The organism is Pseudomonas sp. GW458-11-26-14-LB4 (assembly GCF_059423925.1).
This window is the reverse complement of record NZ_JBWKYU010000005.1, coordinates 202,264-227,981: the sequence shown is the minus strand read 5'-3', so window position 1 is coordinate 227,981 and position 25,718 is coordinate 202,264. Positions and strand designations below refer to the sequence as shown.

General features: G+C 61.4%; 22 protein-coding genes. 9 read left to right on the top strand and 13 right to left on the bottom strand.

Annotated features, from left to right (window positions below):
* Positions 1-9: 9 nt before the first annotated feature.
* Positions 10-753 (bottom strand): phosphatase PAP2 family protein, encoded by a 744-nt coding sequence (locus AC07XZ_RS09250; RefSeq protein ID WP_102687212.1) that lies wholly within the window; start codon positions 751-753, stop codon positions 10-12.
* Positions 754-971: 218 nt separating this feature from the next.
* Here AC07XZ_RS09250 and colR point away from each other — a divergent pair, with 218 nt between their 5' ends.
* The 5 genes from colR to AC07XZ_RS09225 all read left to right on the top strand — a co-directional run bounded on the left by colR (position 972) and on the right by AC07XZ_RS09225 (position 4,698).
* Entirely contained in the window at positions 972-1,655 is a 684-nt protein-coding gene (colR, locus tag AC07XZ_RS09245; RefSeq protein ID WP_007953224.1) for a two-component system response regulator ColR, read from the top strand.
* The gene (locus AC07XZ_RS09240; protein ID WP_085745264.1) at positions 1,645-2,919 is read left to right on the top strand and encodes a sensor histidine kinase; all 1,275 of its coding nucleotides are present in this window, start codon (positions 1,645-1,647) and stop codon (positions 2,917-2,919) included. Before colR ends, AC07XZ_RS09240 begins: the two co-directional genes overlap by 11 nt.
* A gap of 162 nt (positions 2,920-3,081) precedes the next feature.
* Positions 3,082-3,750, top strand: coding sequence for a class I SAM-dependent methyltransferase (locus AC07XZ_RS09235; RefSeq protein WP_085745263.1), 669 nt, complete (start codon positions 3,082-3,084; stop codon positions 3,748-3,750).
* Positions 3,751-3,754: 4 nt separating this feature from the next.
* Positions 3,755-4,468, top strand: coding sequence for a lipopolysaccharide kinase InaA family protein (locus AC07XZ_RS09230; protein ID WP_102687213.1), 714 nt, complete (start codon positions 3,755-3,757; stop codon positions 4,466-4,468).
* A 2-nt stretch (positions 4,469-4,470) separates the two neighbouring features.
* Positions 4,471-4,698, top strand: coding sequence for a hypothetical protein (locus AC07XZ_RS09225; protein WP_011335717.1), 228 nt, complete (start codon positions 4,471-4,473; stop codon positions 4,696-4,698).
* An 84-nt stretch (positions 4,699-4,782) separates the two neighbouring features.
* Here the strand turns inward: AC07XZ_RS09225 and AC07XZ_RS09220 are convergent, their stop codons facing one another.
* From AC07XZ_RS09220 to AC07XZ_RS09175, 10 genes are all read right to left on the bottom strand, one after another.
* The gene (locus AC07XZ_RS09220) at positions 4,783-7,812 is read right to left on the bottom strand and encodes a multidrug efflux RND transporter permease subunit (RefSeq protein ID WP_102687214.1); all 3,030 of its coding nucleotides are present in this window, start codon (positions 7,810-7,812) and stop codon (positions 4,783-4,785) included.
* A 13-nt stretch (positions 7,813-7,825) separates the two neighbouring features.
* Entirely contained in the window at positions 7,826-8,974 is a 1,149-nt protein-coding gene (locus tag AC07XZ_RS09215; RefSeq protein WP_085610855.1) for an efflux RND transporter periplasmic adaptor subunit, read from the bottom strand.
* A gap of 147 nt (positions 8,975-9,121) precedes the next feature.
* Complete coding sequence (locus AC07XZ_RS09210) at positions 9,122-10,222, bottom strand: DUF1513 domain-containing protein (protein ID WP_102687215.1); 1,101 nt, start codon at positions 10,220-10,222, stop codon at positions 9,122-9,124.
* A 14-nt stretch (positions 10,223-10,236) separates the two neighbouring features.
* Positions 10,237-11,301 carry an imelysin family protein gene (locus AC07XZ_RS09205; protein WP_007953243.1) on the bottom strand — a complete coding sequence of 355 codons (1,065 nt, stop codon included), beginning with the start codon at positions 11,299-11,301 and terminating at the stop codon, positions 10,237-10,239.
* Between the two features lie 26 nt (positions 11,302-11,327).
* Positions 11,328-12,755 (bottom strand): di-heme oxidoreductase family protein, encoded by a 1,428-nt coding sequence (locus AC07XZ_RS09200; RefSeq protein ID WP_085745258.1) that lies wholly within the window; start codon positions 12,753-12,755, stop codon positions 11,328-11,330.
* 155 nt (positions 12,756-12,910) lie between these two features.
* Complete coding sequence (locus AC07XZ_RS09195) at positions 12,911-14,257, bottom strand: imelysin family protein (protein ID WP_085745257.1); 1,347 nt, start codon at positions 14,255-14,257, stop codon at positions 12,911-12,913.
* A gap of 196 nt (positions 14,258-14,453) precedes the next feature.
* Positions 14,454-16,505, bottom strand: coding sequence for a putative bifunctional diguanylate cyclase/phosphodiesterase (locus AC07XZ_RS09190; protein WP_011335711.1), 2,052 nt, complete (start codon positions 16,503-16,505; stop codon positions 14,454-14,456).
* 356 nt (positions 16,506-16,861) lie between these two features.
* Positions 16,862-17,458: a superoxide dismutase gene (locus AC07XZ_RS09185; RefSeq protein ID WP_003227660.1), complete on the bottom strand. Its 597-nt coding sequence runs from the start codon at positions 17,456-17,458 to the stop codon at positions 16,862-16,864.
* A gap of 176 nt (positions 17,459-17,634) precedes the next feature.
* Positions 17,635-18,237: a LysE/ArgO family amino acid transporter gene (locus tag AC07XZ_RS09180; protein WP_007953256.1), complete on the bottom strand. Its 603-nt coding sequence runs from the start codon at positions 18,235-18,237 to the stop codon at positions 17,635-17,637.
* A 5-nt stretch (positions 18,238-18,242) separates the two neighbouring features.
* Positions 18,243-18,644, bottom strand: coding sequence for an ACT domain-containing protein (locus AC07XZ_RS09175; protein ID WP_102687216.1), 402 nt, complete (start codon positions 18,642-18,644; stop codon positions 18,243-18,245).
* A gap of 96 nt (positions 18,645-18,740) precedes the next feature.
* Between AC07XZ_RS09175 and AC07XZ_RS09170 the strand changes: the two genes are divergently transcribed.
* The 4 genes from AC07XZ_RS09170 to AC07XZ_RS09155 all read left to right on the top strand — a co-directional run bounded on the left by AC07XZ_RS09170 (position 18,741) and on the right by AC07XZ_RS09155 (position 22,708).
* Positions 18,741-19,628: a LysR family transcriptional regulator ArgP gene (locus AC07XZ_RS09170; RefSeq protein WP_102687217.1), complete on the top strand. Its 888-nt coding sequence runs from the start codon at positions 18,741-18,743 to the stop codon at positions 19,626-19,628.
* 122 nt (positions 19,629-19,750) lie between these two features.
* Positions 19,751-20,743: an NAD-dependent epimerase/dehydratase family protein gene (locus AC07XZ_RS09165; protein ID WP_085684455.1), complete on the top strand. Its 993-nt coding sequence runs from the start codon at positions 19,751-19,753 to the stop codon at positions 20,741-20,743.
* Positions 20,744-20,859: 116 nt separating this feature from the next.
* On the top strand, positions 20,860-21,735 hold the full coding sequence (locus AC07XZ_RS09160) for an ATPase (protein WP_102687218.1): 876 nt from the start codon (positions 20,860-20,862) through the stop codon (positions 21,733-21,735).
* A gap of 124 nt (positions 21,736-21,859) precedes the next feature.
* On the top strand, positions 21,860-22,708 hold the full coding sequence (locus AC07XZ_RS09155) for a cache domain-containing protein (protein ID WP_102687219.1): 849 nt from the start codon (positions 21,860-21,862) through the stop codon (positions 22,706-22,708).
* Positions 22,709-22,752: 44 nt separating this feature from the next.
* Here the strand turns inward: AC07XZ_RS09155 and AC07XZ_RS09150 are convergent, their stop codons facing one another.
* On the bottom strand, positions 22,753-24,270 hold the full coding sequence (locus AC07XZ_RS09150; protein ID WP_102687220.1) for an MDR family MFS transporter: 1,518 nt from the start codon (positions 24,268-24,270) through the stop codon (positions 22,753-22,755).
* Between the two features lie 79 nt (positions 24,271-24,349).
* The gene (gene pobA / locus AC07XZ_RS09145) at positions 24,350-25,543 is read right to left on the bottom strand and encodes a 4-hydroxybenzoate 3-monooxygenase (protein WP_102687221.1); all 1,194 of its coding nucleotides are present in this window, start codon (positions 25,541-25,543) and stop codon (positions 24,350-24,352) included.
* Positions 25,544-25,718: the final 175 nt, after the last annotated feature.

The following is a 25,718-nucleotide window of genomic DNA, read 5'->3' as shown; positions in this document are numbered from 1 at the left end:
TTTCAGGGGTCAGGCGTTGGCGGGTTGTGCCAACGTCGTGGCCTGGTTCTTGGCTGCCGGGCGATACAGAATCCAGTAATACGAACCCAGACAGATCAGCCAGCAGAAGATCGCCGTCCACACGTTGTGGGAGAAGAAGTGCGCACCCTGCATCATCCGGCTGATCGAAAACACCGAACCCAGCGCAAAGGCAAAGATGAATGCCTGACGGGCCAGCCGCGGGCGGCGGTCACGCAGCACGAAGAACAGCGCAAACAAGGTGAAACCGGTGGCCGCATGACCACCCGGCCAGCAACGACCGGGCTTGTCGGTCGGCGGGCGATGATCCAGCAGTTTGCTGTAGGTTTCGTGGCCACCGAACTGTTCGAGGCTCCATGGGCATTGCACCGCCGTCACGGCTTTCACCGGCGTGACAAACGAGGTGGCCAGACCCAGCGACAACACCAGGCAACCCAGTTCACGCTTGAATGGTTTGAGCCGTTCGATGAAAAAAGCACCGATGAACCCGAGGATGGATAACACCGAAAAGGCGATCACCACTTGTTTGGCGCGGTCGTGGAGGATGTCTTCGAGAAAGTAACTGTGGCGGCCGATGAAGTCGCCCGCGACCGGATCGTAAAACAGCCGGGCCAGATCCATGTCCAGGTCGGTCAGCTCCAGCAACACCAGAATGACCGCCGCGACGGCGGGAATGCCCAGGCAAAGCCATACATTCAAAGGCCTTGAAGCAGGGCGGGCAGAGATCGAAACCATGGCAATTCCTTCATCGGTAAGGTCTTCAAAGAAGCACAACCGTGTGAGTCTGCGCCCGGTTCTGTCGGCGATTTGTCGGTCGCTCGTGAAAAACTCGTCAAGTCCGGCGATCCGTGCAATTAAGTCAAATCAACCCACTCGGTGCCTAGCCGTGAGCCACACTTGGCCGTAAGCTGCGCGGGCCAAGACGGCCGCTACTGTGTACGTAGGAGGTGCCCATGCGAATTCTATTGGTCGAAGACAACCGCGATATCCTGGCCAATCTGGCCGATTACCTGGGGCTCAAAGGCTATACCGTCGATTGCGCCCAGGACGGTCTGTCGGGCCTGCATCTGGCCGCCACCGAGCATTACGACCTGATCGTGCTCGACATCATGCTGCCAGGCATCGACGGCTACACCCTGTGCAAGCGCCTGCGCGAAGACGCCCGTCGCGATACGCCGGTAATCATGCTCACCGCTCGCGATCAGCTCGATGACCGCTTGCAGGGCTTCAAGTCCGGAGCCGACGATTATCTGGTCAAGCCGTTCGCGCTGTCGGAACTGGCGGCGCGGGTCGAAGCGGTGATGCGTCGCACCCAGGGCGGCGGTCGTCGGGCCCTGCAGGTCGGCGATCTGAGCTACGACCTCGATACCCTAGAAGTGACCCGCGAAGGCAAACTGCTCAAGCTCAATCCGGTCGGCCTCAAACTGCTGGCGGTGCTGATGCAAAAGAGCCCGCATGTTTTGCGTCGGGAAATTCTCGAAGAAGCGCTGTGGGGCGATGACTGTCCGGACAGCGACAGCCTGCGCAGCCATGTCCACCAATTGCGCCAGGTGATCGACAAACCATTCGCCAAGCCACTGCTGCACACCGTGCACGGCGTGGGTTACCGCCTGGCCGAGGGCCGCGATGGAGTTTAAGCAAAGCCTTGCCCAGCGGATCATCATCGCCTTTGCGCTGATGAGTGCGCTGGTGGCCGGGGCGTTTGCCATGGGCATCGTCGCGACCGTGCACCTGGTCGAGGAAAAACTGATTTCCGCCGGGTTGGGCGGGGATCTGCAACGCCTGCTGCTGATGGACAACGTCTCGGACTGGAGCCATCGGCCGGAGCCGGATCAACTGTTCTACTTCAGCGGCGGGCCGGGCGACTTCGAGCTGCCCAAGGACCTGCGACACCTGGATTCGGGGTTCCATGAAGTCTTTCGCGAGCAGCTGTCGTACCACGCGATGGTCGAGGTGGTCGACGGTCGCCGCTACGTGCTGCTGCAGGATCAAAGCGATTTTGAAGAACGCGAGCGCGTGCTGTTCGCCGTGGTGCTGGTGGGCTTCGTGCTCAGTCTGGCGCTGGCGGTGTTCCTTGGCTGGGTGCTGGCGCGCAAAGTGATGGCCCCGGTGGTGCGTCTTGCCCGCCAGGTGCGCCATCGCGACCAGTTGCTCGGGCTGGCACCTCCACTGGCGCCGGACTATGCGGCTGACGAGGTGGGCGAACTGGCAGTGGCGTTCGATGCCACGCTTGGGCGCCTGCGTCAGGCGCTGACGCGGGAGCGCCTGTTCACCAGCGACGTCAGCCACGAATTGCGTACACCGCTGATGGTATTGGCCAGCTCCTGTGAACTGCTGCTGGAAAATCCGGGCATCGATCAGCGCGGCAAGGCCCAGGTTCAGCGCATTGCGCGGGCCAGTGAAGAGATGCGTGAGCTGGTGCAGACCTTCCTGATGCTCGCTCGCGCCCAGCGTGAAGACGCAGGCGCGGCGCCCCAGCATAACCTCTCGCAAGTGGCCGACAGTTTGCTTTGCCTGTGGCGAGAACCCATCGAATCCAAGGGCTTGCAGCTGATTTTCGAGCCGGGCAATCCGCCCGACACCTGTTATAACGCGACGCTGCTCAATGCGGTGATGGGCAACTTGCTGCGCAATGCCTTGCACTACACCGAGCAGGGGTTCATTCGCCTGACGCTCAACGAGAACGGTTTCGTGGTCGAGGATTCGGGCGTAGGCATTCCCGAGGAAAAACGCGAGGCGATGTTCCAGCCTTTTGTACGCGGAAACGAAAAACGCGGCGAAGGGCTGGGGTTGGGTCTTTCACTGGTTCAACGCATCTGCGAGAACCAGGGCTGGAGCGTCACGTTGAGCACGATGGAGCCCAATGGCTGCCGTTTCGAGGTCGATCTGGGCAAGCGCTGAAGATCAGCCGGTCGACGAGGGTACTCCCGCCAACCTGTCTAATTCCTGTATAACCTTGAAATAGATTGCCGATTTACATGACGTTTTTTTCACAAAGGGATGACCTGACGCTGACACGCCGCTGCTTAAGGTGGCGTCATCAGTAATTCAGGAGTCCTGGTGATGGCCGGCCCGATCAAGCTCGATTTTTCCGAAAAGTACGACGATAAACATGCGCAGAAATACCTGCGCAAGCACCAGGACGGTCTGGGACGTCGTTTGTCCAACTGGCGGGATCAGCAGATGGCCCGCAAGGCGCTGACCCTGGTCGGTGAGCCGGGGCTGGTACTCGACCTGCCGTGCGGTGCGGGGCGTTTCTGGCCGATGCTCGCGGAAAAACCCAACCGGGTGATCATCGGTGCGGACAATTCCGAGTCGATGATCAAGACCGCCATGCAGGCACAACCGGCGGATGTGGTGAAACGGGTACAACCCTTGCACACATCTGCGTTCGACATTGCCTTGCCCGATAACGCCGTCGACAGCATTTTTTGCATGCGACTGCTGCATCACATCGGCGAAGCCGAGCACCGCCGGGCGATTCTGCGCGAATTCGAGCGCGTCACTCGCGACAGCGTGATCATTTCGCTGTGGGTCGACGGCAATTTCAAGTCCTGGAAACGCAAGCGCGCCGAGCGCACGCGTGGGCAGGAAGGTTACCAGAACCGGTTTGTGTTACCGGCCGCTACAGTTGAAAAGGAATTTGAAGACGCGGGGTTCCGGATCCAGGAACAACTGGACTTTATTCCGCTCTATGCCATGTGGCGAGTCTACGTATTACGCAAGAGGTAACAGGATGGCAGTGCAATTTGCAGCAGAAGCGGAAGTCGCTCCCGAGGATCGCTTCGACTACTACTGGAACCAGCGTGGCGAATGGGTCGAGGAACCCAATGTACGCCGGGGTGGCGAAAGTGGTGTGCAACGGATCATGGGACGTGACGGCCAGCTGCTGTATGCCAAACGCCAGACCGGACATATCTATCGCAGCTGGCTGCACCCGTTCGGACGGCCGACCGTGTTGCGCGAGCTCGATGCGCTGACGGGCGTGACCCGGCTCGGCGTCAGAGTCCCTGAAATCGTGTTCTGCGGTGCCCAGCCCGATCCCGAATTTAAATGGCGTGCACTGTTGGTGACGAAGTCGCTCGATGACTTTCAGGAGTTTGAGCAATGGGAAGCCGCCGGCGGACGCGAGCAATACGGCGAAGCTGTCTATGAGCGCGTGCTCAAGGATCTCGCCGAAAATCTCGCGCGCATGCACAAGGGCCGTTGGCAGCACAGCTGCATCTACATCAAGCACGTATTTGTGCGGGTGACGGGCGAAGGTGAGTCGGTCAAGGTCGAAGTCGCCCTGATCGATCTGGAAAAGTGCCGTCAGCGATTGACCACTTATCGCGCAGCCGCCCATGACATGAAGCAATTGCGTCGCCACTCGTCGTTCAGCGCAACGGACTGGAAAAAACTCGTCTACTTTTATGAGACGGCGTTTGGCAGCGCTATCAAAGGTTTATAGCGATGAAACTAGAAATTGCACGAGGTTTGTTTCTGGTAGGAGCCTTGGCAGTTGCATCATTGGCGGTGGCGGCCTGGGAACAGCCACGCATGCAGGTGATCGGTGCCTCGGCGAGCGATCCGCATTGCCCGATGCCACGGGTGGCGAAGGCCGCCGTGGCCACTCAGCCGGACCATGATCTGTTGCTGTTCATGTTCGGACTCTCTCAAGGAATGAGGCCGCAGAGTTGAATCGATTGAAATCTCTTTCTAGAAGAGCCAAAGGCCTCGCTGATGCGAGGCCTTTTTTATTGCGTCATGGCTTTTTTTACTGCGTCATGCCGTGGGATCGGGTTTCGCCAGCACGGTGTAAACGCACGGCAGGACAAACAGCGTGAACAACGTCCCGATCGACATCCCGGTGGCAATCACCGTCCCGATGTCGAAACGGCTGACCGCACCGGCGCCGGTGGCCACGATCAGCGGCACCATGCCGAAGACCATCGCCGCCGTGGTCATCAACACCGGGCGCAGGCGAATCGCTGCCGCTTCCTCCACTGCCTCGCGGGGTGTCAGGCCCTTCTCCTTGCGTAACTGGTTGGCGAACTCGACGATCAGGATCCCGTGCTTGCTGATCAGCCCGATCAGCGTCACCAGCCCGACCTGGGTGTAGATGTTCATGCTCGACCAGCCGAGGAACAGCGGAATCAGCGCTCCGCAGATCGACAACGGCACGGTCACCAGAATCACTAGTGGATCGCGGAAGCTCTCGAACTGCGCCGCCAGCACCAGGAAAATGATCGCCAGCGCCAAGGCGAACGTCACCCACAGAGCGCTGCCTTCCTGGACGAACTGGCGGGAGGCGCCGCCGTAATCGAAGGCAAAACCGGCCGGGGCTTCTTCCCGGGCTATCTGCAACACGCTGTCGATGGCTTCGCCCATGCTCACCAGCGGGAACCCGGACAGCTTGGCCGCGTTGAGTTGCTGGAACTGGTTGAGCTGTCGCGGTCGTGCGCGGTCGGTCACGGTGATCAGGGTCGACAGCGGCAGCAGTTCGCCCTGGGTGTTTTTCACGTAGTAATTGTTCAGCCAGTCCGGGTTGTCGCGGTAGGCCCGTTCGACCTGGGCGATGACCTTGTAGCTGCGGCCTTCGATGGTGAACCGGTTGATCTCGGCTTCGCCGAGCAAGGTCGCGAGGGTGCCGCCCAGATCCTGCATCGACACGCCCATCTGCGCAGCCTTGGCGCGGTCGATGTCGACCACCACTTCGGGTTTGTCGAAAGCCAGGTCGAGGTCGACGAAGGCGAACTTGCCCGATTCCATGGCGCGCTTCTTGATCCGGTCGGCCACTTGCAGCAACAGCTCGTAGTCGTTGGCGGTGTTGATCACGAACTCGAACGGCAGGCCTTCACCGGTGCCAGGCAGGGACGGCAGGTTGAAGCCGAAGATCTGCAGGCCCGGAATGCCCTCGAGTCTGCCTTGTACCTCGGGGAGGATTTCCATTTGCGTGCGGCTGCGCTCGTTCCACGGTTTGAGCAGGAAACCGCCGATGCCGCTCTGCACCCCGTTGTAGCCGTTGATCTGGAACGAGGAGTAGTACTCCGGAAACTCCTTGAAGATCTTGATGAACTCGTCGGTGTAGGTGTTCAGGTAATCGAGGTTGGTCGGTTGCGGCGCGTTGGCCATCATGAAGATGATGCCCTGATCCTCGTCCGGTGCCAGTTCCGATTTGGTGAACTTGAGCAGCACCGGAATCAGGCACAGCACGATCACCGCGAACACCAGCACCACCGGCCGGGTATTGAGCGTGCCGTGCAGCATGCTTTGATAGCGACGCTTGAGGCTGTCGAAAATCCGGTCGAGGCGGTGGGCCAGGCCCGTGGGATTTTCGTCATGGCGCAGCAGCATGGCGCACATCATCGGCGACAGGGTCAGGGCGACGACGCCGGAAATCACCACCGCCCCGGCCAGGGTCAACGCAAACTCCTTGAACAGTGCCCCCGTCAGTCCGGTGAGAAAACCGATCGGTGCATACACCGCCGCCAAGGTGATGGTCATCGACACCACCGGCATGGCGATTTCCCGTGCGCCCTCGAGCGCGGCGTCCAGCGGTGTCTTGCCTTCCTCGATGTGTCGGTGGATGTTTTCCACCACCACAATCGCGTCGTCCACCACCAGCCCGATGGCCAGCACCATCGCCAGCAGGGTCAGCAGGTTGATCGAGTAGCCCATCATCTGCATGAAGAACATCACGCCGATCATCGACAGCGGAATGGTCACCACCGGAATGACCACTGAACGCAGGGCACCGAGGAACAGGAACACCACCACGATCACGATCAGCACCGCCTCGAACAGGGTTTTCACCACTTCGTCGATGGAGGCCTGGATGAACAGCGTGGCGTCGTAGGCGATCTCGCTCTTGAGGTTGGGCGGCAGCTGGGCTTCCAGCTCCGGCATGATCTTGCGCACTTCCTTGATCACTTCCAGCGGGTTGGCCCCGGGTGTGGCCTTGATCCCGATATACACCGAAGGCGTGCCGCCGAACGAACTGATCGAGTTGTAGTTTTCCGCGCCCATTTCGACCCGTGCCACATCGCTGAGCAGCACCCGGCTGTCACCGCTGACCTTGAGCGGGATCTTGCCGAAGGCTTCGGCGGACTTCAGTTCGGTGTTGGCGTTGATGCTGGTGACCACGTACTCGCCTTTCACTTCGCCAGCGGCGGAGAGAAAGTTGTACTGGCGCACCGCGTTGGTCACGTCGCTGGCGCTGAGGCCGAAGCCGGCGAGTTTCACCGGGTCGATCCACAGGCGCATGGCGAACACCTGGTTGCCGAGAATCTCTGCCTCGGCCATGCCCGGCAGGGTCGCCAGTTTCGGCTGGATCACCCGTGAGAGGTAGTCGGTGATCTGCGGGTTGTTCAGCTCCTTGCTGAAGAAGCTGATGTACATCAGCGCCGAGGCGTCGGCGGCTTCCTTGCTCAGCACCGGATCTTCGGCGTCCTGAGGCAACTTGTTCTTCACCTCGTTGGCCTTGGCCAGCAGTTCGGTGAACAAGCGGTCGCTGTTGGAGCCGATGCGCGCGTAGATCGAAATCACCGAGAAGTTCTGGCGACTGACCGAAGTCATGTAGTCGATGCCCTCGGCGCTGGCCAGGCTCTGTTGCATCGGCTGGGTGATGTAGCCCTGGATGGTTTCGGCGTTGGCCCCGGGGTACGCGGTGGTCACCGTGATCAGGGCGTTTTCCATTTGCGGGTACTGGCGCAGCGGCAGCTTGCTCCAGGCCTGAAAGCCCAGCAGCACAATCAGCAGGCTGACCACGGTGGCGAGCACCGGGCGGCGGATGAACGGATCGGTAAAAGCCATGGGGTTTCCTTGATCAGTCGGCGCGGGGCGGACTGTTCTGCTCGCCGAGGGTCTTGTCGTCGCTGATGGCAATGTGGGCGCCGTTGTCCAGTTTGATCTGGCCGGCCGTCACCACCTGTTCGCCGCTCTGCACGCCCTTGTTGATCATCACCTGACCATCGCGGCGTTCGCCGGTCTCGACGAACCGACGCTCGGCGATCAGTACCGGTTGGCCCTTGTCGTCTTTTTCGACGGTGCCATCTTCGGCTTTCTTCTGGGTGACCACGTACGTCGAGTTGCCGTACAGGGTGTAGGTGATCGCACTTTCCGGGACCACGATGTGTTTCTGCGGATCCGGCAGCAGCACTTCGACGCTGGTGAACATGCCCGGCAGCAACTTGCCATCGGGGTTGGCCAGGGTGGCGCGCACCAGAATGTTGCGAGTGGTGCTTTCGACGATCGGGTTGATGGCGCTGATGGCGCCGGTGAAATGCTGGCCGGGATACGCCGCGACCGTGATCTGTACCGGTTGACCGATAGCCAGTTTCGGCACCGATTGTTCGGGCACGTAGAAATCGGCGTAGAGGCTGCTCAGGTCCTGCAGGGTGGCGATCTTGGTGCCGCTGGCGAGGTAGTCGCCGATGTCGACGAGGCGGATGCCGATGGTGCCGCTGAAGGGCGCGACGATGCGTTTTTTCGCCAGCGCCGCATTGAGCTGATTGACCGTGGCCTTGTTCTTTTGCAACTGCGCCGAGAGCCGGTCGAATTCGCCTTTGGAGATGGCGCTGCTGCCGACGAGTTGACTGCCGCGACCGTAATCCAGCTGCGCGAGGCCGAGATCGGCCTTGGCGGTTTCGAGGAAGGCGGCTTCGACGGCGCTGTCCAGTTGTAGCAACGGCTGGCCGGCCTTGACCTTCTGCCCCGATTCGAACTTCAGCTCGGTGACGGTGCCGGCGTTCTCCAGGCTCAGGTCGACGCCTTGCAGCGCTTTCAGCGTGCCGACGGTGGGCAGACGCATCTGCCACGGGCGCTCGACGGCGGTGGCCACGGCGACGCTGATCGGCGGCTTCGGTTTGGAAAAGCCCTGGATCATCGTATAGATCGAGAAGGCCTTGTAACCGGCGAGAAGCAGAACGATCAGCAGTACAACACCCAACATGATCAGCATGCGGCGACGCAGCATATTTCCAGTTCCTTGGAGAAAATCAGGCGAGACAGGCGGGCACATTACCCCGAGTCCGGCAGGGATTCCAACTGCCAGTTTTTAGCGGGTGTAAGGGAAGAAGGTGGAGAAAGGCGGTGCCGCCGACCGGACGGTCGGCGGCGAATTTCAGGCCCTCAGATGAAGATGGTTGTCCCAGAGCCCTGCGGGCAAATCCAGCGGTTTGGCCAGCAGATCGTCCTGACGGCAATCGTAGTAGCGGCAACGTCCCTGACCGGAGGTCACGACAAACCCGTCCTTCACCGCACCGACGCCGGCGCAGTCGGGCAACGGTGCGTCGAGGCGCACTTCGCCGCTGTCCAGGTCCCAGATGAAGAAGCGGTTGCCGCGCGGTGCGGTCAGTGCCACCAGACGCAGGTCGCTGTGCACGGCGACGCTGGCGGTGTAATGACCCATCGACTGCAACTGATGCTCCGGCACCGGGAACGCCACGAAAGGCTGGCCCGGTCGCTTGATCGCCAGCAGCTCCGAGCGCTCGTGGGAAGGCCCCATGAATTGCTGGCCGGCAACGATGGTGCCGTCGCTGGCGATCCCCAGGTGGCGCACGCTGTTCATCTGCTGGGCGAGGGTTTCCTTGCTCAGCAGGGTGCCATCGCGCTGCATCAGCACCAGGCTTGGTTCCATGGCGTCGAGGTTCATGTCGACCCGGCTTTCGGCCTCGGTGCGGATCCCGCCATTGGCCACCACCAGGGTTTCACCGTCGGGCATCCACGACACCTGATGCGGGCCGAGACCGTGGGTGGAAAGCTCGCCGCTGTGCACCAGCCGTTCGCCTTCGAACTTGTACACCCCGAGCAGTCCACGGCCCGGATCGGTGGTGTCGTTTTCGGTGGCGTACAGGTAGTCGCCGCTGTGGTGGATCACCGCGTGGCCGTAGAAATGCCGGTTCGGCTGCGACGTCACGGTTTGCAGCAATGCACCGTTGCGCAGATCGATCAGGTAGCTCTCGGTGCCCGGCCGGCGGGCAACGAACAGCGCGATCGGCAGCGTCGGGTGATTGATGATGTCGTGGCAGCGCTGGCCGACTTCGGTGGCAAACACCTGGGTGCCGTCCAGCCGATAACCGACGGCGTAATGCTTGCCGTCGGTGTCGTCCCGCGCCGACAACAGCAGCGGGCTTTGGTCCTTGCGTTTGAACAGCGTCCAGCCGCCCAGTGTCACTGCTCCCAGCAGCAAACTACCTAAAGTCAGAGCCTGGCGTCGCAGCATGGCACGTGCCCTCATCAGTCACCGTCGTTGGCGTTGAAGCCCAGTTGGATGCCCAGCGCCTTGGCCAGCTCGCCTTCGTGCAGGCGGTGGACGACGTTGAGGCTGTCGTAGATGTCGTTGAGCTGCTGGCGACCGGCGTCATCGTTGAGCATTTCGGTCAGCGAGCGCTGAGTGCTGCCGAACAGTTTGAGCGACGCCGCGTAAGCTGCATCGATCTTGTCCGCCAGCGGCTTTTGCTCAGCCGGCAGCAGGCCGCGCAGGCCTTTGTTGTCGACGCCTTCCCAGACGGTTTTGGCCGCTGCGAGGCTGGCTTCCAGCGACTCCATCGACGACTGGCTGCGCCATGCATCGGCCTGGAACGGCTGAGGCACGCCCTTGCTCTGACGGCCCATCGGCGTGCCGAGTTTTTTCTTCAGGGTGTCGAGGGCGGTGACCTGTACCCGCAGCAGATCGGCGATCGCTTCGTGGGAGTCGGCGTAGCGCTGGTTCGGGAACTTGCTCATCTGCGCGAGCATGCCGTCGGTGTTGTTCCAGCTGCTGAGAATCTCTTCGGCCAGTTGTTTCTGACGCTCGCCGATGGCCACCAGCAGTGGGCAGTACTTGGCTTTCTGCGCGTCGTTGGCGACGTCAGGTTTGGCGTCGAACAGGATGTACTCGTAAGCGGACAGGCCTTGAACCACGACGCTGGACTTGGCCAGTGCGGCGGCATCGATCTGCGGCTGCGCGGTGACCAGTTGCTCGACCTGACGGCCGACCAGGTTTTTCTTGTCCGGCCAGAACTGCACCTGCCACGAACGGTTGCCTTCGGCCAGCGGGCCGATCAACAGCGGTTGCAACTCGGCCCAGGCTTTCTGCGCGTGCAGGAAGTCGGCACGGGCGGTGTCCAGTGACTCTTTGCCCTGGCAGTAAGCGAGGGCGCTGACGGCCAGTTGCTTGTCGGCTTCGACCCAGCGGGTGTAGGTCGGCAGGATCACCGATTTGGCGATGGCCGCCGAGGTGACGGCTTGCGGATCCTGCGGCGAGCACGCGCCGAGGGCCAGTGCGGCAAGGCTGGTGAACAACAGCTTGGGACGGAACATGTCGGGCTCCCGATTCTTTTAAGTGTTTAAAGTGAGTTCAAGAACGCCAGCAGCGCGGCACGCTGCTCGGCGTTGAAAGACAAAACCTGTTGCTGCGCCGCCTTCGCTTCGCCGCCGTGCCAGAGCACGGCTTCGAGCAGGTTGCGGGCGCGGCCGTCATGCAGAAACTGGGTGTGGCCGCTGACCGCCTGCGTCAGGCCGATACCCCACAGCGGCGGGGTGCGCCAGTCGCGGCCGGAGGCCTGGAATTCGGTGCGGTTGTCCGCCAGGCCTTCGCCCATGTCGTGCAGCAGCAGATCGCTGTACGGGCGAATCACTTGATTGGCCAGTTCAGGTTCGGCCGCGTTGGCGGCGGTGGTGTATTTCGGTGTGTGACAGGACTGGCAACCCGCCTGGAAGAACAGATTCTTGCCGGCCAGCACTTGCGCATCGTTGACCCCACGGCGGGCGGGAACGGCAAGGTTGCGGCTGTAGAACAGCACCAGGCGCAGGATGTTGTCGCTGACTTCCGGTTCGCCGTCCGGGCCATTGCCGTTCGGTGCCTGTTTGCAGGCGGTTTGCGCGTCGGTGCAGTCATCAAACGGTCTCAGGCTGGTGGTGAGGCCCATATCACCAGAAAACGCGTGAACATTTTGTTGATTGAGGTTCGGCTGGCCGGCTTTCCAGCCAAATCGCCCCATGACGGTCTTTTGCTGCTCATCGTCCCAGACCCGGTTTGGCCGGCCGTTGATGCCGTTGTTCTCTTTGGCCTGCGCGGCGGCGTTGGCGAGGATCGCTTCTTCCGGGATCGCTTCGAGCAGGCCCAGGCCGATCATCGGCGGTGCAACGCGGGCCGAGAAACGTGTGTCCGGGTGCATCGGGCCGTAGCCGAGCTGGGTGATCTGCAGGACCGGTTTACGCAGCTCGACCTCGGTGCCGTCCTTGAAGCGGACCGGCACCGGCGTGTAATCGACCCGCACCTTGCCTTCCGGCGCGACGCCGGGGACCGCCATGTCCTGGAACTGGCCGCCATAGACTGGCTCCGGCACCACGCCCACTTGCTCGATGACCTTGGCATAGGCCGGCGCATCGGGAATCGACAGGCGTACCAGCATCGACACCGCGTTGGCCGCATCCGGCGTCGGCGGATGGCCGCGGCCGTCCTTGATATGGCAGTTCTGGCAGGCGTTGGTGTTGAACAGCGGGCCGAGGCCATCGCGGGCCGTGGTGGTCGATGGCGCGATCACCCACGGGCTGCGAAAGAAGCTGTTGCCGACGCTGAAGTCCACCCGCCGCGAAGGCGGCAGGTTGGCCGACGGCAGGGAAAACGCGTTCTGATCGCTCTTGCGCACGGTCGCCGCGCCGCCGGAACGGGCCTCACCCGGCTCGGCCTTGGTGAAGCGCGGGGCGTCATCGCAGGCACTCAGGCCCAGGGCCAGAAACAGTGCGGACAAGCGAAGAGGCAGCGAGGGCATCAGACTTCCTGCAAGAGGGGCGAATTTAAAGGCGCAAAGTCTAACAGGGCGAGGGGGTTTGAATAAGAGGAATTATCGTTTGCTTGATGCGCGTCAGGTCAGCCAGAACGAAAAAGGCGACCCGAAGGTCGCCTTTATTAACGCGGACGCTGTGATCAGAACTCGTGATCGGCGTTGTCCGGGTTCAGGTCGCTGATGCCCAGCTTGCCGGCAGCGGCTTCGATCGAACCGGTCTGCTTGACCAGCGAAGCGATGGCGTCGCGCACGATCTGGTTGCCGGCGGTGTTGCCGGCCGCGATCAACTGGTCGTAGTGCTCACCCTTGTTGGCGTGATCGACCATGACCTGGATCTTGGCTTCGGTGGCGGCCAGATCGGCTTTCAGCGCGGTGTCGGCAGCCGGGTCGACTTTGGCCACCAGCGACGACAGGCTGGCGCCGGTCATTTTGGTGCCGTCGACACGGGTGTACTCGCCCAGGTACACGTTACGAATGCCCTTGGCATCGTAGAAGTGCGAGTTGTGGGTGTTGTCGCTGAAGCAATCCTGTTCGTCTTCCGGGGAGTTCGCTTCCAGGGACACTTTCATGCGCTCGCCGGCCAGTTCGCCCAGGGACAGACTGCCCATGCCGAACAGCATTTTGCGCAGGCCGCTTTCAGCCGGTTCGGCTTCCAGGGTGGCGCGGTAGTTGTCGGCCACGTTCGGCTTCCAGTTGCCGACCATTTCTTCCAGGTCGCTGACCAGCAACTGGGTCACGGCTTTCAGGTAGGCACGACGACGATCGTTGTGACCGCCGGTGGCGCCGGCGCCTTCCAGGTAGTCCGACGCAGGACGGTTGCCGGCGCCAGGGCCGGTGCCGTTCAGGTCCTGGCCCCAGAGCAGGAATTCGATGGCGTGGTAGCCGGTGGCAACGTTGGCTTCGGAACCGCCCAGCTCGTTCAGGCTGGCGAGTTTTTCCGGGGTGATGTCCTTGACGTCGACCTTGTCTTCGCCGACCTGTACTTCGGTGTTGGCGATGATGTTGGCGGTGGCGCCCGGGTTGCCCAGTGCGTGTTCGTAGGACTTGTCGACGTAGTCGATCAGGCCTTCGTCCAGAGGCCAGGCGTTCACCTGACCTTCCCAGTCGTCGATGATGGTGTTGCCGAAGCGGAACACTTCGCTCTGCAGGTAAGGAACGCGGGCGGCGACCCAGGCAGCCTTGGCGGCTTTCAGGGTGTCGGCGTTCGGCTTGGCGAGGAACGCGTCGATGGCGGTTTGCAGGGTTTTCGCGGTGGATTCGGCATCGCTGTAAACGGCGAAGACCATGTCGGCGTAGTGCGAGACAACGGCTTTGCCGGCGGCCTCGTCGACTTTACCGGCGGCAGCAGGCGCAGCCGGTGCAGCGGTGCTGGCAGCCGGGGTCGGCGCAGGAGCGGCGGCCTTGTCTTTGTCTTTACCTTCGCCGCAACCGGCGAGGGAAATAGCGATGGCCAGCAGACTGGCGGTAGCCAGAGGCATACGAATCATGGCGAACATCCTGCTTCGGTAATTGAGTGGACAGGCGCGGGGGTGCGCAAAAGCTGCGACATAATGCAAATCTTTCGCATTATGTGTAAAGGGTTGTAGCTGGAAATATTTCTTATTTGCGCGGGGGTTGCGCTGGATCAATAGCGTAGAGCACGCCCGGCGGATCAAGGGGTTTGCCGGGCTTCGCAGGGAGATTTCAGAGGATGGCCGCGTTGCTGCGCTGGGCCTGCTTGAGATAAATGCTCAGCTCGCGCGCCGGTAGCGGTTTGCTGTAGTGGTAGCCCTGACCTTCATGGCAGCCTTCGGAGATGATGTAGGTTTCCTGTTCGGCGGTTTCCACGCCCTCGGCGATCACCTGCATGCCCAGGCTCTTGCCCAGTTGAATGATGGCGCGAACGATGGTCGCGTCATCGTCGTCGTCCAGCAGGTCCTGGACGAAGCTCTTGTCGATCTTGATCTTGTCCAGCGGCAGACTCTTGAGATAACTCAGCGAGGAGTAGCCGGTGCCGAAGTCGTCGATGGCGATCAAGGCGCCGGAGCGGCGCAGGCTCAGCAGGTGCTGGGCGGCGGTGCTGATGTCTTCCATCAGGCCGGTTTCGGTGACTTCCAGCTCCAGGCTCCGCGGTGGCAGGCGGTACATCTGCAACAGGTTGTTGACCACCCGCGGCAGCTCGGCGTGGTGCAGTTGCACGGTGGACAGGTTGACCGCCATGCGCAGATCGACGAAGCCCTGATCGTGCCAGTCGCGCAGTTGCTTGCAGGCCTGATCCAGCACCCATTCGCCGATGGCGATGATGGTGCCGTTCTGCTCGGCCAGCGGGATGAACAGGTCCGGCGGCACCAGACCGTGTTCCGGATGCTGCCAGCGGATCAATGCCTCGACGCCGACCACGCGATGATCGCGGTAGCTGATCTGCGGCTGATAGACGAGGTAGAACTGATCGCGCAGCAAGGCGTCGCGCAGGTCTTTTTCCAGTTCGCGACGGCGGCGCATTTCGCTGTCGACGCTGGCGATATAAAACTGATAACGGTTGCGCGAGCGGGTCTTGGCCAGGGTCATGGTCTGCTCGGCTTTCTGCAACAGCTTCTCGGTGCTGTCGCCGTCCTCCGGGAACAGGGTGATGCCGATGGTCGCGCGCAGACGGATTTCCTGATGATCGAGGGCGAAAGGTGCTTCCAGGTCATCAAGAATGCTTTGCGCCAGTTCCGCCGCTTCGTAGGGTTGCTCGATATCGGCCTGCACCAGCGCGAACTGGTCGCCGCCAAGACGGGCGAGGGCGCCGAGGCGACCGCTGTGGGCGCGCAGGCGGTCGGCGAGTGCCAGCAGCAATTGGTCGCCGGTCTGGTAGCTGAATTGTTCGTTGATGCCTTTGAAGTCATCCAGTCCGACACACAACACCGCAACCCGGCGCTGCAGCTTGCCGGCATCCACCAGGATCTTGTCCAGTTGCTGCTGCAATTGCTGGCGGTTCGGCAGGCCGGTGAGGAAATCGTACTGGGCCATGCGCAGCAGGCTGTTTTCCGCTTCGTGGCGCAGGTGGGTATTGCGTTCGATGGATTCGAGCAACTGGTTGGCGGTGTTGATCCAGATCCCCAGTTCGTTTTTCTCGTGCCCCTTGAGCTGCGGAATCTTGTGTTCGCTGGGGCGGTCCGGGTTGATCTCGGTGAGGTGTTCGATGATCCGCGACAGCGGTTTGGTCAGCAGCCAGTGATAGACCAGATACAGCACCAGCCCCATGGCCAAGGCGCGCAACACGCCGGAAATGAAGATGATCACCGAGCTGACGATGAAACCCTGACCGTAGGTGGCCGTGTCGAGGGTGATGCTCAGATCGCCGTAATACTCGCTGTAGGGCCCGCGTCCCACCAGTTGGGTGGTGAACGTGCGTTCCTGGCCGAGGATCAGGTCGGTCAGCCAGCGACTGTTGGAATGCTGCAGCTCACGGGATTTCTGCGCGAGCATCGCTTCGTTGGGATGGCCAATGGAGGCCTGGCGCACGGCGTCGTCCTGGAACAGGCCTTCGATCACCTGCATGCCCATCTCCCGGTCCAGGCTGTAGACCGCCTGGGTTGAGGGATCGCGGAACATGTCGAGGATGCGTTCGGCATCGCCGGCGACGGCCTGGCGTGTTTTATAGGCATCGAAAACGATCTGCGCGCAGCTCAAGACCACGCCGACGATCAATGCCGACAGGAGCACGACCCGGAGCAACTTCACCGACAAGCTGTTCTTGAGTTCCAGCTTCAAAGGGTTATTCCTTGTTCCGTGCGGGTAGCGTCAAGTTGCCATGAGTATTGGCAATCCCGTGTTGGCAGTCAAAGGGACAATCGAGCCGCGGAAAATTTGTCCGTGGCCTTGGCCGAAATGCTGCGGTCTGGAGTATTTGCCCTATTTGTACTGTGTCGGTAGTTTTGGCCTCCAACTTGAGGGGCGTCGGACAATTTTTCCTCTTTTGATGGTAGTTCGCCGTGGCTTGGGGGCAAGGCGAGAAGGGCTGCTTTACGTGTGGGAAAAGGCCCTGTTGGTGATGCGACGCACCCGTGATGATTTCTGCGGGCAGAAAAAAACCCGGCAATAGCCGGGTTTTTTGTCTGGCGTGCAGCTTAAGCGGTGAAGGTCTTGCCTTCGAACTGCTCGGCCACGAACTTCCAGTTGACCAGGTTCCAGAACGCCTCGACGTACTTAGGACGCAGGTTACGGTAGTCGATGTAGTAAGCGTGTTCCCACACGTCGCAGGTCAGCAGCGGGGTGTCGCCGCTGGTCAGCGGGTTGCCGGCGCCGATGGTGCTGGCCAGGGCCAGGGAACCGTCAGCCTTTTTCACCAGCCAGCCCCAGCCGGAACCGAAGGTGCCGATCGAGGTTTTGCTGAACTCTTCCTTGAACTTGTCGAACGAACCGAAAGCCGCGTTGATGGCTTCAGCCAGTGCGCCGGTTGGTTGACCGCCGGCGTTTGGCGCCAGGCAGTTCCAGTAGAAGGTGTGGTTCCAGACCTGAGCGGCGTTGTTGAAGATGCCGCCCGAGGAAGTCTTGACGATTTCTTCCAGGGTCTTGCCTTCGAACTCGGTGCCTGGCACCAGGTTGTTCAGGTTCACGACATAGGTGTTGTGGTGCTTGTCGTGGTGGAATTCCAGGGTTTCCTTGGAAATGTGCGGCTGCAGGGCATCGTGTGCGTAAGGCAGCGGCGGCAATTCGAAAGCCATGATGATTCTCCTAATCAGGTCTGTTGCGGTGAGCGCAAGGCCGATCACGGGCGGCCAGAAATGCACCGGCGAGTTTTTACTCTTTGCGGCGCAGGGTTCGGATCATAGCACCGGGGGTGCGGCTTAACCACGCAACAACTGTGTGGGATAGAGGTTCCAGAGCCTTTTGGAATAATTCAGGAAGCCAATATCAATTGCCCCGCCACCGTGAACATCATCACCGCCACCAGCAGATCCAGAATCCGCCACGTACTCGGCCGTGCCAGCCACGGTGCGAGCCATGCCGCGCCGAACGCCAGGGTGAAGAACCACAGCAGCGAAGCACTCGCCGCGCCGACGACATAAGCGCCAGGCACCGACTGTTGCGCACCGAGAGAACCGATCAGCAAAACGGTGTCGAGATAGACGTGTGGGTTGAGCAGCGTCACCGCCAGTGCGCTGAGCATCACCGCCCGCAGCGAACGTACAGTCTGGTTTTCACCCTGTTGCAGGCTCTGTTTCGAAAACGCCCTGCGCAACGCCTGGCTGCCGTACCAGATCAGGAACACCGCGCCGCCCCAGCGGGCGACCGCCAGTAAGGTCGGGTTTTGCGCCAGCACCGTGGCCAGACCGAACACACCTGCCGCCACCAGCAACGCATCACAGGCGACGCACAGCGCGGCGACCGGCAGGTGATGTTCACGTCGCAGGCTCTGCGCCAGGACAAAGGCGTTCTGCGTACCGATCGCCATGATCAGCCCGAACGCCACCAGCAAACCGTTGGTATAGCTTTGCCACATGACGGTTACTCCGCGTTGGCTGCGAGATCGCGCAGCACTTGCATGGCGCGTTCGGCGTCGTCCTGACCGACGAACAAATGGTCGTGGTAATAACCGGCGATCACGTTGCAGCTGATGCCGGCCTTACCCAGTGCGGTGGCGAATGCGGCGGTCAGGCCGACGGCTTCCAGCGCCGAATGCACGTTCAACGTGATCCAGGCTGCGACGTAGTCGAAGCTGAAACCGGCGCGCTCGGCGTGGGAACGTTCGAGAATTACCGTCAGGCCTTCCTGCTCGCGGAAACTGCCGACGATTTCCAGACCGCTCGGCAACTGGCCGTCGCGCAAGGTGCAGAACACGTATTCGCCGGCATTGAGCTGCGGGCTCATGCTGCGCAGCAGGGTGGTCAATGAGGTTTCGCCAGCCATGATGGTGGTCCTTGATAAAGAGTGCATGCTGGCTATTCTCCCGGTTGACGCGGTATAAGAAAAACCAATAGTGCTGATCGCTCATTAGGAAAACTGATGTTCGACTACAAATTGCTTTCCGCTCTGGCCGTCGTAGTCGAGCAGGCCGGATTCGAACGCGCGGCGCAGGTGTTGGGCCTTTCGCAATCGGCGATTTCCCAAAGGATCAAACTGCTGGAAGCTCGGGTCGGCCAACCGGTGCTGGTACGCGGGACACCGCCGTCGCCAACCGAAATTGGCCGGCGCCTGCTCAACCATGTGCAGCAGGTGCGCCTGCTCGAACGGGATTTGCAGACGCTGGTGCCGGCGCTGGACGAAGAAGGCCTGCCGGAGCGCCTGCGCATCGCCCTGAATGCCGACAGCCTAGCCACCTGGTGGGCCGAGGCGGTGGGCGACTTCTGCGCCGAACAACATCTATTGCTCGATCTGATCGTCGAAGACCAGACCGTCGGCCTCAAGCGCATGCGCGCCGGTGAAGTGGCCGGTTGCCTGTGCGCCAGTGAGCGTCCGGTGGCAGGCGCGCGCAGCGTGCTGCTCGGAGCGATGCGCTATCGGGCGCTGGCCAGTCCGGCGTTCATCGAGCGGCATTTTCCCGACGGCGTGCGGGCCGAACAATTGCCGCGCACCCCGGCGCTGGTGTTTGGCCCGGACGATTTTCTCCAGCATCGTTACCTCGCCTCCCTCGGCGTCGATGGCGGTTTCGAACATCACCTGTGCCCGTCGTCCGAAGGTTTCATCCGCCTGACCGAAGCCGGGCTTGGCTGGGGACTGGTGCCGGAATTGCAGGTGCGCGAGCAGCTGGAGCGCGGCGTACTGCGCGAACTGTTGCCAGATAAACCGATCGACGTGCCCTTGTACTGGCATCATTGGCGCAATGGCGGTCAGTTGCTCGGGCTGTTGACCGAGCAATTGGTGCGCTCGTCGGCGCAATGGCTGGTGGCCTGAAAGCAGCTACGAGCGTCAAGCTGCAAGCGCCAAGTAAAGCGCTTGCGTACTGTATTTACCTTGCAGCTCGAAGCTCGAAGCTCGAAGCTCGAAGCTTGCAGCTGGTTTTGTTGGAGCTCTACATGAAAATTCTGGTCACCGGCGCAAGCGGCTTCATTGGCGGACGCTTTGCGCGTTTCGCCCTGGAGCAGGGCCTGGACGTGCGGGTCAACGGTCGCCGGGCCGAGGGTGTCGAGCATCTGGTGCGTCGCGGTGCCGAGTTCGTTCAAGGCGATTTGAGCGATCCGGATCTGGTGCGTGCGCTGTGCAGCGATGTCGAAGCCGTGGTGCATTGCGCCGGCGCGGTCGGTTTGTGGGGCCGTTATCAGGACTTCCATCAGGGCAACGTGCAAGTCACCGAAAACGTGGTCGAGGCCTGCCTGAAGCAACGGGTCCGGCGGCTGGTGCATCTGTCGTCGCCCTCGATCTACTTTGACGGTCGCGACCATCTCGGCCTGACCGAAGAGCAAGTGCCCAAGCGCTTCAAGCATCACTACGCCGCGACCAAATACCTGGCCGAGCAAAAGGTCTTCGGCGCCCAGGAATTCGGCCTCGAAACCCTCGCCCTGCGCCCGCGTTTCGTCACCGGCGCCGGCGACATGAGCATCTTTCCGCGCTTGCTGAACATGCAGCGCAAGGGCCGTCTGGCGATCATCGGCAACGGTCTGAACAAGGTCGATTTCACCAGCGTACACAACCTCAACGAAGCGTTGCTCAGCAGCCTGCTGGCCGACGCCTCCGCGTTGGGCAAAGCCTACAACATCAGCAACGGCGCTCCGGTGCCGCTGTGGGATGTGGTCAATTACGTGATGCGCAAGATGGAAGTCCCACAGGTCACCAAGTACCGTTCCTACGGTCTGGCCTACAGCGTGGCGGCGCTCAACGAAGGGGTGTGCAAGCTCTGGCCCGGGCGTCCCGAGCCGACCCTGTCGCGCCTGGGCATGCAGGTGATGAACAAAAATTTCACCCTCGACATCAGTCGCGCCCGGCATTATCTGGACTACGATCCGAAAGTCAGTCTGTGGACGGCCCTCGATGAGTTCTGTGGCTGGTGGAAGGCCCAGGACATTCGTTGATACGAATCTGCCGGCCGGCACTGAACCGCGCCACGGCTTGAGGGTCAACCCCAGCGGCCGCGGGGTTTATACTTCGCCCCACTCTGCCATCACCGCGTTTCACAAAGGTTGCCTCAATGTCCATGCGTAACGATGCCCACGACGATTTCGACGATGTACCGAGCCTGCGCGCCGACACCCTCGATGACGACGATTTTCCGGTCACCGCCCGCACCACCGTGCATTCGCGCACGCCGCCGGTGGTCAAGGTCAAGGCCGCCAGCACCGGGCCGTTGTGGGCACTGGTCGGCGCATTGTTCTTCGCCTTCATTGGTCTTGCCTGGTGGAGCTTCCAGCAGATCTCGCTGATGGAGCAGCAACTGGTGGCGACCCAGGAAAGTTTCGCGCGCATCAGTGAGGAAGCGGCGGGGCGCCTGCAGGACATTTCCGGCAAGGTCGTGGCCAGCCAGACCAACGTCACCACCGACAGCGAAGCGTTGAAGCTGCAGATCAAACAGCTGCAAAGTGCGCTTCAGGATCAGAGCAAACAGCAGCAGGGCGTGGCCGGGCAGGCGACGGATCTGGACAAGCGGCTGGCGCAGATGACCGCCCAGACCACTGAACAACAGAACGCCAACACTCAGTTGCAGGCCCAGGTCAAAGCCCTGAGCGCCGAACTGGCCACGCTGAAAAGCACCTCGGCCGACACCAGCAAGCTCGATGCTCAGCTCAAGAGCTTTGATGCACAGGTGAAGGGATTCGATGCGCAGTTCAAGAGCCTCGGTGCCGACATTACGGCTTTGAAAAAACAAGGTGGGTCGAACCCGGCGATCGATCGTCTGGAGCAGGAAATCGTCATCCTCAAGAGCGAGCAGGACAACCGTCCGGCCGCTGCGCAGGGAGGCACCAACACCGCCGAGTTCGATGCGTTCCGAGCGCAGATGACCCGCAACATCAACACCCTGCAAGCGCAGATCCAGAACCTGCAACAGCAACTCAACGCCCGTCCGTAAGCCTCTTGTGTGGCGAGGGCGCGAACGCCCCCGCCACAGCAACATTCAGAAGCTTTCTGAATATCCATACATGCCTTCAGGCCGTCTACGCTCTTGAAACACCAACAAGAACGAGGGATGCGTCATGGGGTTTGTGCACAAGCTGGCCTGGCTCGGCGCGGTGCTGCTGTTGAGTTTCGGTCAGGCCAATGCGGCCACCACGGAAAAAGACGACAGCAAGGCCGCCATCGCCTTGCTGGAAAAGGCTCTGGCCTATTACCACGACAACGGCGACAAGGCGTTCGCGGCGTTCAGCCGCCAGGGCGAATTCGTCGACAAGGACCGTTACGTGTTCGTGGTCGACACCAAGGGCGTGATGCTCGCCAGCGGCGGGCCGTCGTCGGCATTGATCGGTCGCGACGTCAGCGAAGTCCTCGGGCCGGACTTGCAGAAGTCCTTCAAGGACGCCTTGAAAGTGCCGGAAGGCAACGGCATCCAGCAGGCCGAATACCGCTGGCAGAACTGGTCCGACGGCAAGGTCGAGCGCAAGCACGTTTACTATCAACGCATCGGTCAGCGGATTCTGGCGGTGGGTTATTACTTGCCGCGGGCGTCGGCGGAGCAGGCAAAAGCGTTGCTCGACAAAGCGGCCAGCGATTTGACCAAGGACGAGAAGGGCACGCTGTCCGCGATCAACTCGCTCAAGGGCGGTTACCTGCAGGACGACCTGTATGTGTTCGTGGTCAATCTCAACAACCACCGCTACGTCGCCCACGGCACCAACCTGCGGCTGATCAACACCGATTTCGCCAAGGTCGACGACCCGGAAGGCAAACCGGTGGGCGAGCCGATTCTGTCGTTGATCGGCAAACAGGATGAGGGCGAGTATGAATACCGCTGGAAAAATCCGGTGACCGGCAAGGTCGAGAACAAGCATGCCTACCTGAAGAAGGTCGGGAACATGCTGGTGGCGGTCGGTTATTACAGTGCTTGATTGCTGAAAGCTCCCACGCGGCGCGTGGGAGCCATCGGCATCAATCAGCGGGCGCCGTGCTCACGGCCCTGCAGCAACCGGTTGGGCATCGCAATCGCCGCCGCCAGCCCGAGCAGCGACACCGCCGCACTGACCATCAGCAAATGCCGGAACGTCACCAGCAGCTCAGCGCGCAAGGCATTCTGCGCATCGCCGGGCGCCGCGTTCAGGCCATCGAGCAGCACGTTGCCGGAATGCCCTTCACTCATCAGCGAGCTGCCGGTCAGGTGGGCGAAACTGGAGTCCTGCAACAATGCCAGCAACAGTGCCGACATCAACGCCACACCCACCGCGCCGCCCAAAGAGCGGAACAGGTTGGTGGTACTGGTGGCGACGCCAATGTCCTTTTGCTCGACCGAATTCTGCGTACCGACCAGCGACGTCGGGAACTGCATGCCACCGGCGATCCCGCTGAGCAGCATGAACAGGCTGCTGAGCAGCGTCGCATCAGGCGGGCTGAAGGCCATGCCAAGGATCGAGATCGGCATCAGCAGCGCACCGGTCAGAATCTGCGGTTTGTAGCGCCCGGTGATCGAGGTGCGACGTCCGGCGAAATACGCGCCGATCGGCAAACCCATCGCCAGCGGCAGCAAGTGCAGCGCAGCGCTGTCGGCCCCGGCGCCGGTCACGCTCTGAAAGCGCAGCGGCATCAGCACGATCAGGGAAATCGCCTGGAAGCTGCAAAAGAAAATCGTGCACCAGCACAGCAGGGCGCTGCGGTTGGTGAATAGGTGCATCGGCAGCAACGGCTCCCGGGCGCGCCGCTCATGCCAGACGAACACCGCAAGCACCGCCACCGCACAAGCGAACAGCCCGAGCACTTCGCTGCTGCGCCAAGCATGGCCCTGGCCGACCTGAGTGATCGCCAGTAACAGCGCGGTCAGGCCGATGATCATCAGCAGCGTGCCGAGGTAATCGATGACCGGTTTGCGCTGGGGAATCGGCAGGCCGATCAGGTTGCGTCGCGCCACCCAGTACGCGCCAAGACCCAGCGGCAGGTTGATCAGGAACACCCAGCGCCATGACAGGTACTCGGTCATGTAACCGCCGAGCACCGGACCGGCGACGCTGGCCACCGCATACATGCTGGAGAAATAACCCTGATAGCGGCCTCGTTCGCGAGGCGGCACGATATCGCCGATGATCGCCTGGCTCACCGAAATCATCCCGCCGGCACCGATGCCCTGGAAAATCCGCGCCAGCACCAGTTGCTCCATGCTCTGGGCCATGCCGCAGAACAGCGAGGCGAGGGTGAACAGGCCCATGCCGAACAGCATCAGTTTGCGCCGCCCGTACAGGTCACCGAGCTTGCCGTAGATCGGCACCGCGACGGTCATCGCCACCATGTAGCCGGAAATCACCCAGGCCAGCAGGCTGACGTCCTTGAACTGGGCGGAGATGGCCGGCATGGAAACGGCGACGATGGTCTGGTCCAGCGCACCGAGAAAGATCGCCATCATCAGCGCGACCAGCACGCTGCGAATGGCCGGTTTGGGCGTTTCGGGATGGTTGAGATTGGTCACGGGCGAACCTGCGGGCAGTGATTGACCCGCAGTGCCACGGCGAGCGGGTGAGTGCTCGCCAGTGTAAGTCGGTAGCAGGCTATTCGATAGCCTCATAAGGAAGCCCGACGTAATTTTCTGCAATGGTTTTTTGACCGGCCTCCGAGCTGACAAAGTAGTCCAGTTCCGAAGCGCAGATCCGCTGGCTGAAATCATCATGCTCGTCGAAGCGGTGCAGCATCGAAGTCATCCACCAGGAAAACCGCTCGGCTTTCCACACCCGGCGCAGGCAGATCTCCGAGTATTTCTCCAGCAAGTCAGTGCGACCTTCGCGGTAAACCTTCAGCAAAATCCTGAACAGCGTGCTGACATCGCTGGCCGCCAGATTCAAGCCCTTGGCACCGGTCGGCGGAACGATGTGCGCCGCATCCCCGACCAGAAACATCCGCCCGTATTGCATCGGCTCGACCACAAAACTGCGCAGCGGCGCGATGCTCTTTTCAATCGACGGACCGGTCACCAGTTTCTGCGCCAGATCCTCCGGCAGACGATTGCGCAGCTCATCCCAGAAACGCTGATCCGACCAGTCGTCGACGTTTTCCTCAGCGGGCACTTGCAGGTAATAGCGGGTGCGAGTCGCCGACCGCATGCTGCACAGGGCGAAGCCGCGTTCGTGGCGGGCGTAAACCAGTTCATCGTGAATCGGTGGCGTGTCGGCGAGAATGCCCAGCCAGCCAAACGGATAAGCCCGTTCGAAGACTTTCAGGCAATCCTCGGGAATCGACTGCCGGGCCACGCCGTGGAAACCGTCGCAACCGGCGATGTAGTCGCAATCGACGCGCCAGGTTTCGCCGTCCTTTTCGAAGGTCACATAGGCTTCGTCGCTTTTCATGCCACAGGGAACGACATGGCTGGCTTCGTAAATTGTCTGCCCACCGGTCTCCCGACGAGCGGCCATCAGGTCGCGAGTGACTTCGGTCTGGCCGTAGACCATCACGGTTTTTCCACCGGTCAGGGCTTGCAGGTCGATGTGGATCCGGCGCCCGTCGAGGGCCAGTTCGAAACCACCGTGCACCAGACCTTCGGCGTCCATTCGCTGACCCACGCCAGCCTCGCGCAACAGCTCTACCATGCCTTGTTCAAGCACGCCGGCGCGGATTCGGCCGAGCACATAGTCAGGTGTCTGGCGCTCCAGAATCAGGGTGTCGATGCCGGCGTTGTGCAGCAGTTGGCCGAGCAATAATCCGGACGGACCGGCGCCGATGATGGCGACTTGGGTTTTCAGCGTTTTCATTGTTTTTATGACTCGCAAGCTTCACGCGACAAATGCCGGTGAATGATTTTCAGGATTCGAGTGCTTGCATTTTTCCCTTGCGGGTCTGTCAATTGAAGGTGAAAACTGAGCCGATACCTGTACATTCTGCCAATCGGTGCGATTATCGCCCGCAAACCTCGAGGCCTGGATTGAA

What these genes read in the sequence shown, in the direction of transcription:
- AC07XZ_RS09250 (WP_102687212.1), bottom strand. Translation starts at nt 753, where the DNA reads ATGGTTTCGATCTCTGCCCGCCCTGCTTCAAGGCCTTTGAATGTATGG.
- colR (WP_007953224.1), top strand. Translation starts at nt 972, where the DNA reads ATGCGAATTCTATTGGTCGAAGACAACCGCGATATCCTGGCCAATCTG.
- AC07XZ_RS09240 (WP_085745264.1), top strand. Translation starts at nt 1,645, where the DNA reads ATGGAGTTTAAGCAAAGCCTTGCCCAGCGGATCATCATCGCCTTTGCG.
- AC07XZ_RS09235 (WP_085745263.1), top strand. Translation starts at nt 3,082, where the DNA reads ATGGCCGGCCCGATCAAGCTCGATTTTTCCGAAAAGTACGACGATAAA.
- AC07XZ_RS09230 (WP_102687213.1), top strand. Translation starts at nt 3,755, where the DNA reads ATGGCAGTGCAATTTGCAGCAGAAGCGGAAGTCGCTCCCGAGGATCGC.
- AC07XZ_RS09225 (WP_011335717.1), top strand. Translation starts at nt 4,471, where the DNA reads ATGAAACTAGAAATTGCACGAGGTTTGTTTCTGGTAGGAGCCTTGGCA.
- AC07XZ_RS09220 (WP_102687214.1), bottom strand. Translation starts at nt 7,812, where the DNA reads ATGGCTTTTACCGATCCGTTCATCCGCCGCCCGGTGCTCGCCACCGTG.
- AC07XZ_RS09215 (WP_085610855.1), bottom strand. Translation starts at nt 8,974, where the DNA reads ATGCTGCGTCGCCGCATGCTGATCATGTTGGGTGTTGTACTGCTGATC.
- AC07XZ_RS09210 (WP_102687215.1), bottom strand. Translation starts at nt 10,222, where the DNA reads ATGCTGCGACGCCAGGCTCTGACTTTAGGTAGTTTGCTGCTGGGAGCA.
- AC07XZ_RS09205 (WP_007953243.1), bottom strand. Translation starts at nt 11,301, where the DNA reads ATGTTCCGTCCCAAGCTGTTGTTCACCAGCCTTGCCGCACTGGCCCTC.
- AC07XZ_RS09200 (WP_085745258.1), bottom strand. Translation starts at nt 12,755, where the DNA reads ATGCCCTCGCTGCCTCTTCGCTTGTCCGCACTGTTTCTGGCCCTGGGC.
- AC07XZ_RS09195 (WP_085745257.1), bottom strand. Translation starts at nt 14,257, where the DNA reads ATGATTCGTATGCCTCTGGCTACCGCCAGTCTGCTGGCCATCGCTATT.
- AC07XZ_RS09185 (WP_003227660.1), bottom strand. Translation starts at nt 17,458, where the DNA reads ATGGCTTTCGAATTGCCGCCGCTGCCTTACGCACACGATGCCCTGCAG.
- AC07XZ_RS09180 (WP_007953256.1), bottom strand. Translation starts at nt 18,237, where the DNA reads ATGTGGCAAAGCTATACCAACGGTTTGCTGGTGGCGTTCGGGCTGATC.
- AC07XZ_RS09175 (WP_102687216.1), bottom strand. Translation starts at nt 18,644, where the DNA reads ATGGCTGGCGAAACCTCATTGACCACCCTGCTGCGCAGCATGAGCCCG.
- AC07XZ_RS09170 (WP_102687217.1), top strand. Translation starts at nt 18,741, where the DNA reads ATGTTCGACTACAAATTGCTTTCCGCTCTGGCCGTCGTAGTCGAGCAG.
- AC07XZ_RS09165 (WP_085684455.1), top strand. Translation starts at nt 19,751, where the DNA reads ATGAAAATTCTGGTCACCGGCGCAAGCGGCTTCATTGGCGGACGCTTT.
- AC07XZ_RS09160 (WP_102687218.1), top strand. Translation starts at nt 20,860, where the DNA reads ATGTCCATGCGTAACGATGCCCACGACGATTTCGACGATGTACCGAGC.
- AC07XZ_RS09155 (WP_102687219.1), top strand. Translation starts at nt 21,860, where the DNA reads ATGGGGTTTGTGCACAAGCTGGCCTGGCTCGGCGCGGTGCTGCTGTTG.
- pobA (WP_102687221.1), bottom strand. Translation starts at nt 25,543, where the DNA reads ATGAAAACGCTGAAAACCCAAGTCGCCATCATCGGCGCCGGTCCGTCC.